The organism is Enterobacter cloacae complex sp. IR5450 (genome assembly GCF_049238665.1).
GTDB classification, from domain to species: Bacteria; Pseudomonadota; Gammaproteobacteria; order Enterobacterales; family Enterobacteriaceae; genus Enterobacter; species Enterobacter hormaechei_C.
The window spans coordinates 177,400-194,067 of record NZ_JBMKIC010000003.1; the positions used below are offsets into that span (position 1 = coordinate 177,400).

The window sequence follows — 16,668 nt, forward strand, 5'->3', positions numbered from 1 at the left end:
TTTTTTATATATCTTCAAGTCTTTTAATGGACTTTAAAATTATCTCTATAACTAACTACATTCAGAAGTAATCATGGTAAGCGCAGTAAATAGTAAGAAAGGGCCAAAAGGCCCTTTCTTTAACACTTATGCGCACTCAGGAAGACTCAAAAGGTTATTAGGCTGTTCGCCATCATTTTGTGTTTTTAAGTATTTGTTACCAGAAGCGCTAACAGCAACAATCACCCACACTGAATGTCCTCCTGCATTAACATAAAATCTCCATTTCCCAGATTCTATTCCGCTTATAGCCTCTTGCTGTGTGAGCTTCCATCTGGTGCCATCAGCATTCTTACCGCCAATATGAGTTATCCTTTCATGAGCACTCTGGCGATTGCTTTTATTGATACATAACACTTGATGTTCGGACATTTTATCCTCATTATAATTGCTGTATGTAATTAATAAACTGATCATCATTCCCAATGCATCAAACTGCTTTAAGAAATGATGCAGACTGAGTTTAGGCCATATCCTCACGATTTCCAGTCAACAAGAACCTGAATCGCGCACTTTGTAATTTATGCAACACAAGTGATAGCAACTACTAACTTAAAATATCTGATACTCTCCGCGTTACTTATTTTTGTTTATATATGATTTTCATTTCACCTTTCGGTTTTTCACCCTAGTTTTTAAACCTCACCTGTTAATTATATAACGGAGAAGTCATCTCTAAATTTAACTATTTTATTTATGTTTTAGTTTTTCCCGCCTTACGGCGGGATAAATTAACACTCTTTTTGTCCTTCGGACGCTATCAAAACCCCATTTATGTAATATCGTGGAACACTTCGCCCTTTCATCCAGATTGCGCCGCTTAATTCGGCGGTTTGTTTTACAGCCATTCATATATTTAGTATTAATTAATAAAGGAAAGCCTTATACATTGCCGTTATTTTTGAGCCATTTATGGCGATAAAAAATAAAGCAATGCCCACTTACGCATTATCGCTTCGCTCTAATGCCGTGGGGTCTACCGACGGTTGCCTGCCGCAGGCTAAAACCGTTTCCTTCGGAAACAAAATCAAGGTCAACGTCAACCCCGGCGTTTTCCTTACGTAAAACGAAAAGCAGCATTTGGCATTGAGGAATACTTGGATGGCGATATACAGTTTTAAAATGGAGAACATCAGCAGAGGCGAAGGTCAGTCTTCGGTTAACTCTGCTGCATATCGTCACCGTAAAGTTTTCTTCGATAACAGAACGGGTGAAGTTTGTGGTCGCAAAACAGCACATAAAAAGGACCTTGCCTTTGCGCAGATTTTTGCACCTGAACATACCCCTCCTGCCCTGATTGTTGACAGTGAAACACTCTGGAATGCTGTCGAAGCCTCAGAGAAGAGAAAAGATGCCCGCCTTGCCAAAGAGTTTAAGATTGCCCTCCCCGCTGAGCTAACACCAGAGCAGAACATTGAACTCACTGCAGCTTTTGTTCTTGAGCACTTTACCAAGCAAGGCATCATTGCCGATGTTGTTATTCACGATATTAATGGTCATAACCCGCATATCCATATAATGGGAACCACCCGTGAGGTTCTTTCTACCGGCTTTGGTAAAAAGGTCCGTGAGTGGGACAAGCCTGAAACCCTTGATAGCTGGCGTAAAGGCTGGCAGGACATCTGTAATGGGTTCCTTGACCTGTATGGTCATGATGAACACATCGATCACCGTTCTATCAGGGTTCAGTATGAGGAAGCCCTTGAACAGGCTACAGCTGCTGCTACAAACGAAGAGAAAGCAATCTGGCTGGCTAAAGCTATTGAAACAAACCGCGATCCAATACTTCATATTCCTCGTGACCGCTGGGGCACTGTTGCCGCTCAGGAACAACGTGCTGCAGAGCAAGCGATACGTGATGAGCTGAAAAAAGAAGCTGACGAAGCCTACTTTACCTTTAAAGATCTACCATTAGACATCGTGGTTGATGTTGCCAGCTTTAGGGTTCATGCACTGGCTGAACCTGAAGAAATTGTTATCCCGGATAATACCGGGAGAGCTTCATCTTCAGACTCGCAAAAACCTGTTCTGGTTGCCCCTGCACCTCATACACGCACTACACTGAAAAACCAATCCTCTTCAACTGCAAGAGTGAATAAACGCGCTCCTGTTAAAGTTAAGAGGAAGACAGTTGAACCTCGTCAGACTGGTGTGTTCAAACGTTTCACGCTGCTGGTAGCCGGATATATAAGAGAGAAATTCGTCTGGGCCAGAAGAAAACCTTCCCCTGTTTCAGTTGATGCTGAACATGATAAGCGTATTGCTGAAAACTATGTCTTCGATGAGGTTCAGGGTATCTATGTGCCACGCGCTGAGTATGAAAGACGTGCCAGATTTAACAGTCAAAGTTATAGTCCAACACCGGATGAAATCAGGCGCTTCCCAAGTCGAGCAAACAGTGACCAACATACAATGAATAACAATGCTGGTTTTATACCTTCCCAGCCATCTTTATCAGGAAAAAGCAGGTATTATCCATCATTGAAACCTTCAAATTTTGATAAAAACAAATGATTTCTATTTTTTCCTTAAAATTATAGTCTATAAAATAGTGGTTATTTATTTCCTTTGCCGATAAATAATTGTTTTTTGAATTGGATTGCCGCTTTCAATTCCTCATTGAATTTTGCCTCATCATTTAGGCTTGCTTTAAGCGTTAGAGCGATTCGTTCCAACTCAGAAAAAGGGAGTGGCTTATTTCCATGCAAAAACCTCTTACCTGAAACCTCATAGTATTTACCAAGATTTTTTAATCTACTTTTCGCTATTTTTCTAATATAACTTATAGGCCCTTGTTGACCATTAGCTATCATTTGGTTAACTGTATATTCTACTAAATCTTTTCTATCTTTCCCAAAATAATTCAATACAATTGGAAGTAATACCTCACGCATGCATATGTCATATGAAAAGATAACAGAAAAGTCATTACCCAAGATTTCACAAGCAGCCTCAAAGTCATTATATAAGAATATATGTCGATAAAAATCCTTAAATCTTTTGATAATGCCATCATGTGTTACGCTGTTTGCTCCGACATAACAACCAAACGGACTACCCTTACTGTATTCAATACTATCTATTAATTTATAACTTTGACACCCCGCAATAGCCACAAGGATATTATTGTTGATGAGCTTATTGATTTTTAATAAAAATTCATTAATTTCCGACCACGATACATATTTTTTAATCGTTGGAAGAAAAACGCCATCTTCTGACGAGCCATGACATTCAAAATGCAATATAGGAATTAAGCTCTTTTCTCTAACAACCACTTCCAAATCTGTAAAGAAAGAGTGAAGCATCGGCCGATTATGTATTTTGACAAAATAAACAGGAATAGGTAAGTTCAACGAGGATACAGATTTAAAAAGCTGTGATGCAGTGTTATTATTTAATGAAATCTCACAGCCTCTGTTCGTATTTATTTCTATTTCCTTTGGCAAATATAAATCATTTTCACCCAAAATATCAATGATGTACAATGTATTAAAAGCAAACTTCCTCGCCATTTTTAATTACCTTATTACAAACAAAAACAAATGCTATCTAATTTGTAATTATGAATCAAGCGTTAAATCAAGATAGGTATAATATCATACTACCATTTAACTAATCCACTATCCAAACCTTACTCTCAATGCTGAACGATCAGATAGCGACTGCAACGCCCAATATTATATGAGAACCGACTTAGATTGTGTTTCTATGACATACTCTCATTTAACATAAAAAATGTATGATTCATCATTAGAACATTATATTGACGAGAAAGCCTCCAACTTAAATATTATACAAAAATGATTAGAAACAAGAAATTCATTAGTGCATAATTTTTATGATCAAAAGATAAATGCATCTATGGCGGATGATTATACTAAAGCGGTCAAAAAATGTCTCATATTCTTTCAAATAAAATCAGTAAATAGCTACGCGGAATAGTAGATCACTTTGAGGGAACCCAGCCCGGATTGTACGATCTGATCAATTGTCAAATCAAAAATCTCCAACCAGACTGAGGGATGACTATCATAACACTAAATTGCCCCGCCTAATACCGCTACACTTTAACCAGCTCATGTTTGCTGCCGGAGAAGGAGCTTGCGGCCTCCATAAAGTGATGATAAATACCCAGTAACTGCCGCATTCAATGACACTGATGATTTAGCGTTAACATGCTAAGAAGCGCCTGCCATAATCACATAATGTGCTTCCCTTATAGTGAATAAACTCTCAACCAGAGGTGACTCACATAACAAAACTAGCAGCAACCAAAACCCCGTAAACAAACCCAGCCAGACACAGAAGGATGTCTTTTTTTGAGATTATCAGCTAGTATATCCTGATGAATGGTGGTAGTTTTTATATTAATTTTAAAGGAAGTTAATTTGCAATGCAAAATGACATCGATAATATATTCAGAAAAATATATCGCACTTTTAAAAGAATGAATAACAAGTGTGATAATATCGAAATCCTGAACTCCATACTGAATGAACAATTAGGTTGTGGTGAGTTCTCTGTTCAGCCAGCCACCATTACAAACTGTATGACTAACCTTCATGGCTTTTGTGTGTACTATAAAGAATACAAGGCATTCATCCCACAACTTGAAGTATATAGATCAAAGAATACTCTTATAAAAGCCATGGGTGAAACATTAAATGAAGCTGAGATAATCCTTCCCAATTATGTATCACTCGGTATTATTTCACATAACTGTGGTCAAATAAATAAAGCGCCAAGTCGGGAGATGAAAATACTGGCAGGTGAACGTTCTCTCACATCAATGTTCCCTCCCGAAGTGCTTTCACTCTTAGTTATAGAACACTACTCAAAATTTCCCGTTCTCGAAAAATGTTTAGTACAGATAAGAGAAACAACAGAGACATATTGTCTCGGATTATATCGTTCAGCAATAACCACTCTCCTACCTTGTATTGAAAGCACTATTCGATCGTTAGGTATTAGACTTGGGCTAGATGAACCTGAAAATGTGGGAACTAAATTTTTACTTAGTATTTATGATGCATGGCTAAAGTTCTACATTAATGATTATGTCTACCGTGATTATGACTGGAAACCTATTTGTATTAGTTCCAAAGAATTCTTCGCCGGATTTGAAGAAAGATACCAGATTGCATTAAATGGTAGAAACTATATAGAAAAACACCTTTATCAAAACACACAGAATGATACAGGGATAAGTAATTTAAATCGACACAGTATACTTCATGGCTTCATGACGGAATACTATACAAAAGGAAACTACCTTAGATTGATAAATCTCCTTAATAATCTTTGTTTTATGTTAACGATTTCAGGAGATCCTGTTTCATTGTTTCTTCCTTGCGATACAGTTCGGTCTGAAGCGTTCTTACTTAACCTTGCAATCTTTGAACGCACAGGTATGAATCGTGCTATTTTTCTTGATAAGCAGAATATTGCACGTTGATAAATACAACTATCATTATGAATGCTAGAATTATAATGATTAGCTCAGCAAGATAGCATATTTTAAACCACATCATTGTAAAATGATGTGGTTTAAATAATTATGATTTAATATTACATTCTTCGCCTAAACACAACATTATCAGAGAAGATCACCTTACCAGCAACAAAACTGATAATAGCAATTATTGGTAGGCTGATAGTTGCCCCCGCTATGCCTGTAGACATTCCGATCAGGATAGACAGGCCGAATGTCAGTAAGATAACCACAACAGCATACCAGCCGGGGTAAGCCCCATATAAAACAGTCGCCATGCAGCCGGTACAAACATGCACACCTCGCTGGCTCTCTTTCAGGCAAAACGGACACTGGATAGTTTTGTTTTCCATAATAGACCTCTTAGATCGCTTTCCAGCCATTGCTGGTTTTAACAAGATTAATCATGCCGTCTTCAGGTTCATTCATACCCTTGACGCTGGAGAACGCTTTTTTGTCCACCCATGCAGGAACATCCGCCAACTTCCATGTATAAGACACGCGAACAATTTTCTGATTACCGTTTCCCGGTTCAGTCCATTCCTTTATCTCAGCAACCGCACGATGACCAATACAGGCACCATCTTTACGATCCCAAAACTCAACCGCTTGGCCTTTGTCTGTTACTTCCAGAACATCGACACTGCTAAACCCATTTGCCTGTTGTGAAACAGTGAGCAGCCCTTGTTCAGCAAGTCCTTTCAGGATTTCATCACTGGCACTGTATCCGGCAGAACGGTAGCCACGGTTAACCTTAATCGGAAAACCTTTGTTGAATACAATGTCGTTGTCCTGCAGGGAGTAGCACAGCTTTGACTGTGATATTTTCCCGTTGATCGCTTTCTCAAAGTCGCCTTTTTCACCGCATCCCGATACAAGAGCAGCAAGACCCGCCACGAGTAAAAATTTACGCATAGTGTTATCCCAGAATTAATGATTGATTGTGCCGTTTCTCAGAACAACCAGACGAACTGCCATATCGGCGTTGTTGACGGTAGCGAACCCACGGACTTCGAAATTATTTACAGTTCCGGTGACGCTGATTTTCTGGCCTTTCTTATAGGTAAGAACTGCATCATCAATACCAGAGTAGTAATCCAGCCATACCATGCCACCGCAGTAGCTTGTATCGGCTGTTTTAAAGAGCAGGTAATAGTTAGGGGCTGTTTTGGGCATTCCCGTCATCATATCGCTGGCACTTCTGCCCTTCGTAACTTCCAGAACAGTGGCATTGGTGATAGAGATCCTTTTGCCAGTCCACTGTTTCTCTGCCGCCATTGCGTTTTCTTCATAGTCTTTGCAGACAGCACCAAGGCCAGATACAGACGATACCGGGCCAAGGCTTTGAGTGGTGGCGGTGCCCCCCAGCGCTTTACCTACTGAAGACAACGAAGAACTGATTGCTCCATTAACTGTATTCACACCATCGTTGAGCTGCTGGCATCCTGTCAGTGCGGCAGCAGACAGCAGTAGAGGCATCACTATCCGTAATTTCATATCTATCCCCAATGTGTGGAAACTTTATGTCAAAGACAGCCCTACCCATAGGTTGGTCTCTCTGGGCTGTAAAAAAGCATTAATCAATTGATAGGATTCAATTTATTTTTCTGTTCGTCATATCGTTTGTATCGATCGAATTCAAATCATTTGATAGATCAAATCTATCATATATCTATAATCGATCGATATAAACAATTAAAACACCGATCAATTGACGCTAATTTGATAGTTAAAATCTATCAAATGTAGTTTATTGATCTTTTTTATCGATCAATAAGAGGTGTAATGTACACGAAGAGCCATGTCAGTAGCTGTTTGCACATGGATGGAGATAGAAAGGTATAGGTCGGAACAGATAATACCCTGTCGACCATTACGCAGACAGGTATTGTTAGATCTCAGGTAATGTAGCTATCTTCAGATATGGTGTTGTAAAAACCTGTATGCAACGCATGTTTTAATATACTGTTTCATATGGAATGGTAGCTACCATTCAGACTTTTAAATCATCTTCCAAAGCACTAACACCACTTGCCGGGAAATTGGTTTTCATATTATTCGATATCTTCGGAACTAAGGACTCTATTGTTTCTTCGCTAACTTGGCTGAGTTCAGAAATCAATCTTCTGTATGTATTAATCATTCGTTCCTGATCACACTCATTTGCTGATTCTGATAAGAAGAAATAGTCATAATCTTTGACATGGATATTATCACCATTTTGTAAAGTGAGTTTTATTCCTTGTTCATCTTCTTCAACATTTTTAACAATACAAGTCATAAATGGTATTTTTTTATTTGTATGAAAGAGCGTAATAATCTTAATGTTGTTCATTCATTATTTTCCTTCTTTTTTATTATTTAATACCATATCGAATCGGTAAAAATCAAATTTAACTCATATAATAAACGTTTTACCTGTTTTTTCTTATTCTTTTGAAAAGATATTTCTCTTATGAGCTAACGCTCATGTGCTGACGCACGGCTACGCCCTAACGCTGTAAAATATATTTAACGATTTGACAATGGTATTTGCTATGTTTGAGGGAAAAGCCAAAAGGATCAATTTTTGTTCTTTTAATCATAATAAGATATATATGATCTTATATACCATAATAGTATTAGCACTAAAACATATAGCATTTGCTCTTAAACGCATAGGAAAACTATATTCATAGAAGCAGCACTTAGTGATTGTTCAAGACAATCACATTGCTGAAACAGGGTTCATCCCTGTTAATGATGGATTTATCCATAAAGAATTGCGGCGTAGCCGCCATTAAATTAAAAGTAAAACAATTATAGTATTCATAAAACATCAGCAGCGCTGCGTGATTGCACGAAACAATCACTTCGCTGAAAAAACACCCCAAGAAAACCACATTTTTTCACGTAAAACGCTCTGCACATAAGATAAAAGGAAAACTGGACTCTCTTAACTTCTTACTAATTATTTAATTATAAGCACTATCCCAGCCCAATAAAATCAAGGCTTCACACCTTTTTTTCCTATGTTTAAACATAGCAGACACCTATGTTTAAACATAGAACCCTCCTATGTTTAAACATAGCGGAATCTATGTTTAAACATAGTTTTTTTAACATATAGCAACATCATAATAATAAAAGTTCTATTTTATTTATAGTTTAACTATTGACTTTCATTTTTCTGCATAGTATTAAATAGGCATAATAAGAACTATAAGAGAGAATAATATGAATACTAATGACACTGAACTACTTCGCTTATTTGAAACATTAACCACAGAGCAAAAGATTGATATCGCAAGACACTTGCTACAAAACAAAGATATAAAATCAACCACCGTTATTGCAACAGAAGAAGATAAAGCGATCTCATTTGCACAGCCTTATGTTTTTGCTTTTACTTCAAACTTTCGTGTTTTTTCTGATCTGGATATATCTAAGAATGAATTCCGCGTGTTGACTTATATCTTAGAATATATGGAGTTTGGAAACCTAATCAACCTCTCACAGTCATCACTCTGTAAAGCGTTGAATATCGCATCCGGTAATATGTCAAACATATTCAAAAAGCTAAAACAAAAAGGTATTCTCGTTGAACATCATGGACACCTGTATATCAACTCTAATATTTTTGCCAAGGGTATGAGTCATCAACTTGATGAAAAACGTAAAGAGCATTTGAGTAATGCAAAAAGCCTCAATGCTGATATTGAACAATATCCAGAGCATTATGCAGATCTTTCACAGAAAGAAAGACGAAACTTATCTTTGGAAACTGAAAATAAAGAGATCTACACAGATGCCTTTGTTTTTAGCAAGAAGAAGAAAAATAATGCTGTTCCTAGTGCTAAAAACAGTGTCAAGATCGATAAACCTCGCAAGGTATATAAAAGAACAAAAGAAAATGAGGCGGCAAGAAAAGACGTGGCTGATATCGATACCTATTTAAAAGTTGCATCCTAAAACAGGACAATAAGGAAAAAACATCCTTAATACTTTTATGCAACGAAGGCAGGAATAAAATATTTAACCCCTCATTAATTTGACACTTTCTCTATATACCTTAACATATAAATATATCCACTATTTATTAACGAGGTATTCTCATGAGAAACGTAAAAACAGATAACAATGATTTAATACAATATTTAAAGACAGTCGAAGAACTAAAAAATCACATTTCTATTGAAGAATACAAAAAAGAATATCGCAAACTTCGTGCTGATAGTATTCCTTTCATTAAAGCGCAAAAATTCAAATCAGCACATACCGAACTACGTCGTTTGAACAGAAAAAAGGAATCTCTTCTTGATAAATTTCTTGATGAGCTTAACCCTGTTAACCAAGCCTCCGCTTTTGCTTCTAAAAACATTGATAAGCTCGAAACGTATAGTCTCTACAGGAGAAATCTCCTTGAGAAAAGCGATGAAGAAATAATTGCCTTAGTCATAAAGCAGCGTACAGAAGCCGCTATGGAATTCCAACGCTCCGTTGAACAAAGTCTTCAGCAACTCTCTCAAATCTCGTCAGAGTTCGATTCATCAAGCCAAAAACGTAGAAAAATGTCTCTTTAAAAATGACACTATGTTATTTCGTGTAAAATGGGATGTATTAGATTGCTCAAGCGGTAATTTTTACTATATTATCTACTAACTGTATGTTTTTGATTTTTCAACAGCACCGGATACATTTTTTTACTAATCATCTATTTTAAAATACGGGATAACATACTATGAGTGAAGCTCTCAAGGCACTGAACAATATTCGTACACTTCGCGCACATGCTCGTGAAACAGATCTGGCAACTCTGGAAGAGATGCTGGAAAAGTTAACAGCAATCGTTGAAGATCGTCGTGAGGAAGAAAGTGCCATCCGTAAAGAACAAGAAGAACGTCAGGCTAAGCTGGAAGCCTTCCGTCAAAAACTGTTAGACGATGGTATTGATCCAGCAGAACTTCTTGCAGCGGTTGGTTCATCTCAGCCTAAAGCCAAATCGACTCGTACTCCTCGCCCTGCCAAATACAAATATACAGATGAAAACGGTAATGAGCAGACTTGGACGGGTCAGGGCCGTACTCCGAAAGCAATCACTGCTGCTATTGAAGCCGGTAAAACACTGGAAGACTTCGCGATCTAACTGATACGGCGCATCCGGGCTTCACTGTTCTCAATATAGCTGGCCCGGAAATTATTCGAATATTCATCTAAGACTATCCCAGTCGGGAAGATTATTGGCTACTCTTCTCCACCAATGGTACAACGCCATAGAAATCCCCATCCAAACGTCAAATAACAAACTTCTAGCAATAGCATCAGTTGGATCCATCCCCGATTCCTTCCATGTAAAAAACCACATCAGTATACCCCAGACAGAGCCAATCGGTATTCCCATTAACAAAGCAACTTGCCAGAATCGAGCGAAAGGCAACGGAGGTATCCTGATACCCATTTTCCATGCAAGGCGTAGCAGAGGGGGGGCATAGTTACTGCTCCACATTTTCTTGCTTTTCATAATGGAAATGGCTCGTTCTTTTTTCTCTTCAAAATCCATGCAAGTCCTCTCTAATTTCATCAGAACCCATCTCAGCATGAAAAGCCAGCTTAGCAATGGAATGGTCTGCCCAAAACCTCACTCAGTTCTCTCCACTGAGGAAGTAGAAAGGCTTTCAGGCACTACTTTGTCAGATGGCAACTATCACATCAGTTCAACACCCCTGTATGCTTTAGACAAACTAACAATACCTTCACCAGTCGAGTTATTACAATTGCTGTTATCAGTTTACCCGGTATGTTCGTCCACATTTCGTGTCCGGGCTATCATTATTTGAATAAACTTTCCGGCGATACACGGTCACGCCCCATTTTCTCAAGCAACTGTTGTAATCTCTTGGCCCTCAAATTTTGTGCCTTTTTCTCACCAATCTCCAGATAGTATTTTTCCCGGCGCTCCGCAACGACTTGGCGGAACTTCTTCAAAAGCTGCTCCAGTGTTTTCATATCTGTCGTTGCAGCTTCAGCTTGGATTTTTTTATACATATACATAACATGGAATTCATCAATCATATTGGTTATCTCCGTTTCATTACAGGATTATTTCCCTCTGTACGAGGGAATATTGCCATTTTCAATACTGACTCACAGTCATTTTTAACTTCCAGTAAATATGCTCCTCTGCATCATCCGGTTTTATGTTTTTCAGTACAAGTTCAATGATATGCTCTTTATGCCAGTATAAAATCGTTTCCTTTAACTTATCCATGTTGATCTCAGATACATCTTTGCCTCTTCCACTTTTAACATAGTCTTCAACTTCACAGGCAATCAAAACATCATAAAGTATCTCTGATAACATTTCCCCTGTTAAAATATTCATGGCTGTTTCAGGCTGTTTTTCAGAGATACTATAGATCGTTTCGCAATACCCCTGTAATACATTTGTGATAAAATCTACTACCATTTTATTACTTTCATTTAAAATAATCTCTTTCATACTGATTCCTTTTATTAAGTTAAACATTAGATACATATCGAGAAGGTATTAATACTATTTATTAGATACTATTTTGATGATTACAGAACCATATTCCACATCCATCTCATCATACAGTGTCTCATTTACATAACGATTTAAATCATCTAACAAGGTCTTATCATTCATGATTTCTTCGACAGAGCTACCTCTTAATGCGATAAATATATCCAAGCTCTCTTGGATAAGGCTCATCACTTTAGGTGTTTTTTCACATAACATACTTACGATTACTGTCATATCATTATTCATCTGTTTTTCCTTTTGTTTATAGTTAGCCCCTTCCGGGGCAAGATTAGTTCTTACTTTCTAAAGTTTTCTGAATACCCTACCAGTAAGGCTGCTACTTGTTCAAAGTTGACCTGATTAATATCACCACAGTTTCCTTCTTGCGTGGTAAATCTCTCAAAGTTATTCTGAATATGGTCAATCACATAAATAATAAATGGACTCATAAAATCCGGATCATCCAGATAGTCATTGGCATCTCCATCACCATTCACTTCCATGAACAGATTCCAGCTTGCTGTAAACGATCTACAAGCAAGATCATAAAACAGTTCTGTTGATTTATTTTCAATAACAGTTTCTTTAGACATACTTATATCCTCATAATTAAATGCTTATTTTATTCATTTCGTTTTATATTAGCCCCTTGCGGGGCCGAATAGATGACGACAGCGATTATGTATATAAAATATAGTGACTCATCACATGATGTATCTGCCTCAGGTTGACAAGCACTTCATCAAAATATACGTTTTTAATCGATGCTTTATATTTATGTTTTTTCAAGAACTCATTAAAATCTTTCTTACCATTCTCTATTATTGATTTTAAAACACCCTCCATATAACCATCGTCTTCAAGGTTATGATAGAATCTTTCCCCCATATACTCATGCATACATCGCAAATAGTAGTCATAGTCTTCCCCGCTTTTCAGAACAAAGTATTTTGTATCATCATTGCTAACATTTATTTCTATTTTTTGCACTTTCATTTTCGCTTCCTCTTTTATGTTATTTATTATTTTTGCGTGAATCTGAAATAGTATTTTCAATCCAAGCATCAATCTCACTTTCCACAAAGGCTACAGATCTTGCCCCTATGATTACCTTATCCGGGAATCGGCCTTCCTTAATAAGCTCATACATTGTGGTTCGACTAAATCCGACTCTTCTAAGAACTTCAGGAACACGGATTAATCTTTTACCTGCGATTTCATTTCTCATTTGTTTTTTCCTCTGTTGTTTCGACGAGGACAATAATAGCTAATTCGCTTATGGCGTTTTAGGGATGTTGGCAAAAGACTTTTTCGAAAAAAATGGGGGTAGGTGAACAGAAAAAAAATGGTTGAGGATGGATGTGATCACGTTCGCTCAGGGCGAACGTAACCCTTTTTTACTTATCTTCTTTCTTCTTCTCGTCTTTGACGTGATCTACAATTTTTGTGTCTTTTAATACATTGTTTTCCATCATGTAATCTTCAAACGATTTCAGATAGTTCTCATCTGTCAGCAACGCCATAGCCAGCGGATAGTCAGTCACCTTAAGCATTCCCTCATCCCTATCCTTCTCGCTGTTCTCATGAAGCAGCGATGACATCAGCGACAGTGAGATTTTGGTATCATTATTATCTGCCCCCCAAAAAATGAGATCCATCATAGGGATGAGTCGATAGTCGATGATTTTTCTCAACGTGCTTTTACCAAAACGATACTTCCGAACAGCCGGATCGTTCATTTTTAGCTGTTTTTTCCATTGGGGAATGAGCACCTTCAGGTGTTCGATGATATCTTCGGTTGAAGCCTCTTGCAGGAAGATATCGACAGTAATTGAGGACAGACTTTTGATGCCGGATTCCTTCAGGTACTCCGACATATATTCAGACTGACTTCTTTGGGATGTTTCAGGATGGGTTCCAATCAGAGTTAAACTTTTCGCATATAATTGTGCGTTGCTCCGGGTTACGGGGACCACTGCGTAAGTTCTGGCAAGCCCATGTCCTTGCGTGGACGTGTCGCCGCTAAAAAAAATTTCACCTCTGAGGATCTTATAGCGGTAATCATCTAATAAAAGTCTGTTCAGAGGCGGTAATGTATCCCGTTTCAGCAACATCTTGTAAGCCAAGATACGCCGCTCAACCTCAACATAGAATTGCTGAAGGGTGAGTTCCTTTATCGCTTCATACCGCTCTACATCAAACCATTCTTCCAATAGTTTCCTGAGTTCACTTCGTTTCATTACTGTGCTGTCCGTTTTACCATTTTTAGTTGTTTTAACTGACAGAACAACAGGTTGTCCAGTAATGGCGTAGGTCAGCTGAGCTTATTGCTGGTAGGTTCTTAAGATTGGTGTGAAATCATCCGTCGATTACTAAATTTCCGGAGGCTCCCTGCTATCGTATTTCTGCTTTTAAAGGGTTTTGTTGTACAGGAAGGGATGAAGACTGGATAAGTTTTTTGATGAAAAACAGGAATTTTAGATACAAAAAAAGCCCGTTTACACGGGCTTTTGATGCAATACTTTATGCAGTACAAAATCAAAACTAACTCTTAAGTTATTGATTCTGTTAAGAAATTGGCGGAAGCGTAGAGATTCGAACTCTAGAACCCTTTCGGGTCGCCGGTTTTCAAGACCGGTGCCTTCAACCGCTCGGCCACGCTTCCTAAGTGAGGCGAACTATAAACACCTCACCGCGCGCTGTAAAGAGTGCGCGCATTCGTTCGCTTTAAAAATAGCCAAAATGCGTTTAATCGGTTGAATAGACGACAGATTGGCCGTTTTGACAGCATAATATCCACCGCGGATCGTTAGTGCTTTTTGATGTACATATCTTTGGTGTAGTAGTACCCGAGCTTGTCTGGCGTGAAGCCCCCTACCCACGGTTTCACCAGGTGCGTGCGCACGTAATGATAAACAGGGATCGCCGGGACATCGCGTCCCAGCAGATCTTCTGCCTGCTGGTAGAATTTACCGCGCTCCTCCGCCGTTTTCGATTTCGCCGCGTTCACCAGTGCCCGATCGTAGTCCGGATTGCTGTACTGAGTGGTGTTTTGGCTATCCCCGGTACGAAAGTTGTTCAGGAAGGTTGCCGCATCGTCGTAATCGGCAATCCAGGCGTAGCGTACCGCGTCAAAGTTATGGGTGTGCATGGTATCAAGCATGGTTTTCCACTCCTGATTTTGCAGCTTCGCCTCCACGCCGAGGTTCTTCTTCCACATTGAGCTGGCGGCAATGGCAATACGCTGGTGCGATTCCGAGGTGTTATAGAGAAGATTAAAGCTGAGCGGATGGCTGTCGTTAAATCCGGCTTCGGCCAGCAGCTTTTTCGCCTCGGCAATGCGTTTATCCATCGGCCAGCTGGCGTAATCCGGGTTCTGGAGCTTGACGCCGCCAATATCCGGCTGGCTGATGAGCCATGCCGGGCGCTGACCCTGCCCTAATACTTTATCGGCGATAATGTCTTTATCCAGCGCCAGGTTCAGCGCCTTGCGCACGCGGGCGTCGTTGAACGGCGGCCGGGTGGTGTTGAATTCGTAATAATAGGTGGCAAGCTGCGGCGATACATCCAGCTCGCTCCCCAGCGTTTTCTTCAGCTGAGCAAACTGGTTGATGGGCACCGTGTAGACAATGTCGATTTCGCCCGCTTTGTAGCGGTTAACGTCAGCAGCTTCAGAGGAAATGGGCAGATAGGTCACCTTGTTAATGACGGTATGTTCGTTATCCCAATATTTTGGGTTACGCACCGCCACAATGCGTTCGTTAACCACCCACTGTGACAGTTTATAGGCCCCGCTGCTGACGAAGTGCTCCGGTTTGGTCCACTTATCACCGAAACGGCCTACCAGGACTTTATCAATTGGCACCAGAGACGGGTGAGCCAGCATCGCCAGGAAAGCGGCGTTAGGTTGCGTGAGCGTCACTTCCAGCGTGGTGTCATTGATGGCTTTCACCCCCAGCGACTCGGGCGCTTTTTTGCCTTCTGCGATATCAGTGCCGTTGACGATACGCATACTACCGGGATAGCTGGCATACGGAGAGGCGGTTTTCGGGTCGACCAGCCGCTGCCAGCTCCAGACAATATCTTCCGCGGTGATGGGGGTTCCATCGCTCCAGGTAATGCCCGGGCGCAGATGGAACGTCCAGACGGTGTTGTCTTTATTTTCCCATTTCTCCGCCAGGCGCGGCTGGATTTCACCTGCCGGAGAGACGCTGACCAGCCCGTCGAATAAATCGCTGATAATATTGAATTCGACATCGCTTTCGACTTTATGCGGGTCGAGCGAGGCGGGTTCACTGCCGTTGTTCCTGACCAGTTCCTGCTTATCTGCCAGCTGGGTTCCTGCCGGCACCTTAGCCGCCCAGGTTGCCGTGCTGGCGCACAGGATCCCTGCGGTTAACAAAGAGAGTGTAAAGTGCGTGCGTGTTTGCGGTTTCATTTCCTTCGCCTTATTGTCTGTTTTTATGACGATCCGGAAATAACTCTTAGCGGCCTTAGGGAAATAACGCAATATTTTTCAGTGACCTATAAGAGGTTGATCTGAATACGCCCTACAAACCGCACTTCATTCTGAGTACAAAGGCTTTGCCAGAATAAAAAACCAGCATAATCC

The 16,668-nt window shown here is 39.7% G+C and carries 20 protein-coding genes and 1 tRNA gene; 5 read left to right on the top strand and 16 right to left on the bottom strand.

From position 1 onward, the window contains the following. Positions 1-126: 126 nt before the first annotated feature. Positions 127-459 carry a DUF3892 domain-containing protein gene (locus ACOTYB_RS04660; protein WP_223229567.1) on the bottom strand — a complete coding sequence of 111 codons (333 nt, stop codon included), beginning with the start codon at positions 457-459 and terminating at the stop codon, positions 127-129. 681 nt (positions 460-1,140) lie between these two features. Here ACOTYB_RS04660 and mobQ point away from each other — a divergent pair. Next, positions 1,141-2,553, top strand: a complete 1,413-nt coding sequence (gene mobQ / locus ACOTYB_RS04665; RefSeq protein ID WP_409248790.1) for a MobQ family relaxase — start codon at positions 1,141-1,143, stop codon at positions 2,551-2,553. 41 nt (positions 2,554-2,594) lie between these two features. Here mobQ and ACOTYB_RS04670 read toward each other — a convergent pair whose 3' ends face one another. Next, positions 2,595-3,554, bottom strand: coding sequence for a hypothetical protein (locus ACOTYB_RS04670; protein WP_219988342.1), 960 nt, complete (start codon positions 3,552-3,554; stop codon positions 2,595-2,597). An 881-nt stretch (positions 3,555-4,435) separates the two neighbouring features. Here ACOTYB_RS04670 and ACOTYB_RS04675 point away from each other — a divergent pair. Beyond that, entirely contained in the window at positions 4,436-5,497 is a 1,062-nt protein-coding gene (locus ACOTYB_RS04675) for a hypothetical protein (RefSeq protein WP_109885681.1), read from the top strand. Between the two features lie 113 nt (positions 5,498-5,610). On the opposite strand, the gene ACOTYB_RS04680 is transcribed toward ACOTYB_RS04675, so the two are convergent. The 4 genes from ACOTYB_RS04680 to ACOTYB_RS04695 form a co-directional block, all read right to left on the bottom strand. Continuing rightward, positions 5,611-5,886 (bottom strand): hypothetical protein, encoded by a 276-nt coding sequence (locus ACOTYB_RS04680; RefSeq protein WP_109885680.1) that lies wholly within the window; start codon positions 5,884-5,886, stop codon positions 5,611-5,613. Between the two features lie 10 nt (positions 5,887-5,896). Continuing rightward, a complete protein-coding gene (locus ACOTYB_RS04685) occupies positions 5,897-6,448 on the bottom strand; it encodes a lipoprotein (protein WP_103786792.1) in 552 nt (183 codons plus the stop codon). A 15-nt stretch (positions 6,449-6,463) separates the two neighbouring features. Then, positions 6,464-7,030: a hypothetical protein gene (locus ACOTYB_RS04690; RefSeq protein ID WP_060682413.1), complete on the bottom strand. Its 567-nt coding sequence runs from the start codon at positions 7,028-7,030 to the stop codon at positions 6,464-6,466. A gap of 496 nt (positions 7,031-7,526) precedes the next feature. Beyond that, positions 7,527-7,868 carry a hypothetical protein gene (locus tag ACOTYB_RS04695; RefSeq protein ID WP_409248791.1) on the bottom strand — a complete coding sequence of 114 codons (342 nt, stop codon included), beginning with the start codon at positions 7,866-7,868 and terminating at the stop codon, positions 7,527-7,529. A gap of 881 nt (positions 7,869-8,749) precedes the next feature. Between ACOTYB_RS04695 and ACOTYB_RS04700 the strand changes: the two genes are divergently transcribed. The 3 genes from ACOTYB_RS04700 (at position 8,750) to ACOTYB_RS04710 (ending at position 10,658) form a co-directional block, all read left to right on the top strand. Further along, positions 8,750-9,484 (top strand): DNA-binding protein, encoded by a 735-nt coding sequence (locus tag ACOTYB_RS04700; RefSeq protein WP_032667108.1) that lies wholly within the window; start codon positions 8,750-8,752, stop codon positions 9,482-9,484. 143 nt (positions 9,485-9,627) lie between these two features. Then, positions 9,628-10,095, top strand: coding sequence for a DUF4756 family protein (locus ACOTYB_RS04705; protein ID WP_032667109.1), 468 nt, complete (start codon positions 9,628-9,630; stop codon positions 10,093-10,095). A gap of 158 nt (positions 10,096-10,253) precedes the next feature. Continuing rightward, entirely contained in the window at positions 10,254-10,658 is a 405-nt protein-coding gene (locus ACOTYB_RS04710; RefSeq protein WP_032667110.1) for an H-NS family nucleoid-associated regulatory protein, read from the top strand. Between the two features lie 63 nt (positions 10,659-10,721). On the opposite strand, the gene ACOTYB_RS04715 is transcribed toward ACOTYB_RS04710, so the two are convergent. From ACOTYB_RS04715 to ACOTYB_RS04760, 10 genes are all read right to left on the bottom strand, one after another. Continuing rightward, positions 10,722-11,072 (bottom strand): DUF6404 family protein, encoded by a 351-nt coding sequence (locus ACOTYB_RS04715; RefSeq protein ID WP_032667203.1) that lies wholly within the window; start codon positions 11,070-11,072, stop codon positions 10,722-10,724. A gap of 269 nt (positions 11,073-11,341) precedes the next feature. Beyond that, on the bottom strand, positions 11,342-11,584 hold the full coding sequence (locus ACOTYB_RS04720) for a DNA-binding protein (protein WP_421765756.1): 243 nt from the start codon (positions 11,582-11,584) through the stop codon (positions 11,342-11,344). Positions 11,585-11,645: 61 nt separating this feature from the next. Then, positions 11,646-12,011, bottom strand: coding sequence for a hypothetical protein (locus ACOTYB_RS04725; protein ID WP_409248792.1), 366 nt, complete (start codon positions 12,009-12,011; stop codon positions 11,646-11,648). Between the two features lie 54 nt (positions 12,012-12,065). Further along, positions 12,066-12,302 (bottom strand): hypothetical protein, encoded by a 237-nt coding sequence (locus ACOTYB_RS04730; RefSeq protein ID WP_421765757.1) that lies wholly within the window; start codon positions 12,300-12,302, stop codon positions 12,066-12,068. 50 nt (positions 12,303-12,352) lie between these two features. Then, positions 12,353-12,649, bottom strand: a complete 297-nt coding sequence (locus ACOTYB_RS04735; protein WP_016243654.1) for a hypothetical protein — start codon at positions 12,647-12,649, stop codon at positions 12,353-12,355. Positions 12,650-12,734: 85 nt separating this feature from the next. Beyond that, complete coding sequence (locus ACOTYB_RS04740) at positions 12,735-13,052, bottom strand: hypothetical protein (RefSeq protein ID WP_032667204.1); 318 nt, start codon at positions 13,050-13,052, stop codon at positions 12,735-12,737. A gap of 19 nt (positions 13,053-13,071) precedes the next feature. Further along, positions 13,072-13,284 carry a helix-turn-helix transcriptional regulator gene (locus ACOTYB_RS04745; protein WP_016243656.1) on the bottom strand — a complete coding sequence of 71 codons (213 nt, stop codon included), beginning with the start codon at positions 13,282-13,284 and terminating at the stop codon, positions 13,072-13,074. Positions 13,285-13,453: 169 nt separating this feature from the next. After that, positions 13,454-14,296, bottom strand: a complete 843-nt coding sequence (locus ACOTYB_RS04750; protein WP_032667114.1) for a DUF6387 family protein — start codon at positions 14,294-14,296, stop codon at positions 13,454-13,456. A 337-nt stretch (positions 14,297-14,633) separates the two neighbouring features. Continuing rightward, positions 14,634-14,721: transfer RNA gene (locus tag ACOTYB_RS04755), tRNA-Ser, on the bottom strand. A 144-nt stretch (positions 14,722-14,865) separates the two neighbouring features. Next, a complete protein-coding gene (locus tag ACOTYB_RS04760; protein ID WP_023324418.1) occupies positions 14,866-16,494 on the bottom strand; it encodes an ABC transporter substrate-binding protein in 1,629 nt (542 codons plus the stop codon). Positions 16,495-16,668: the final 174 nt, after the last annotated feature.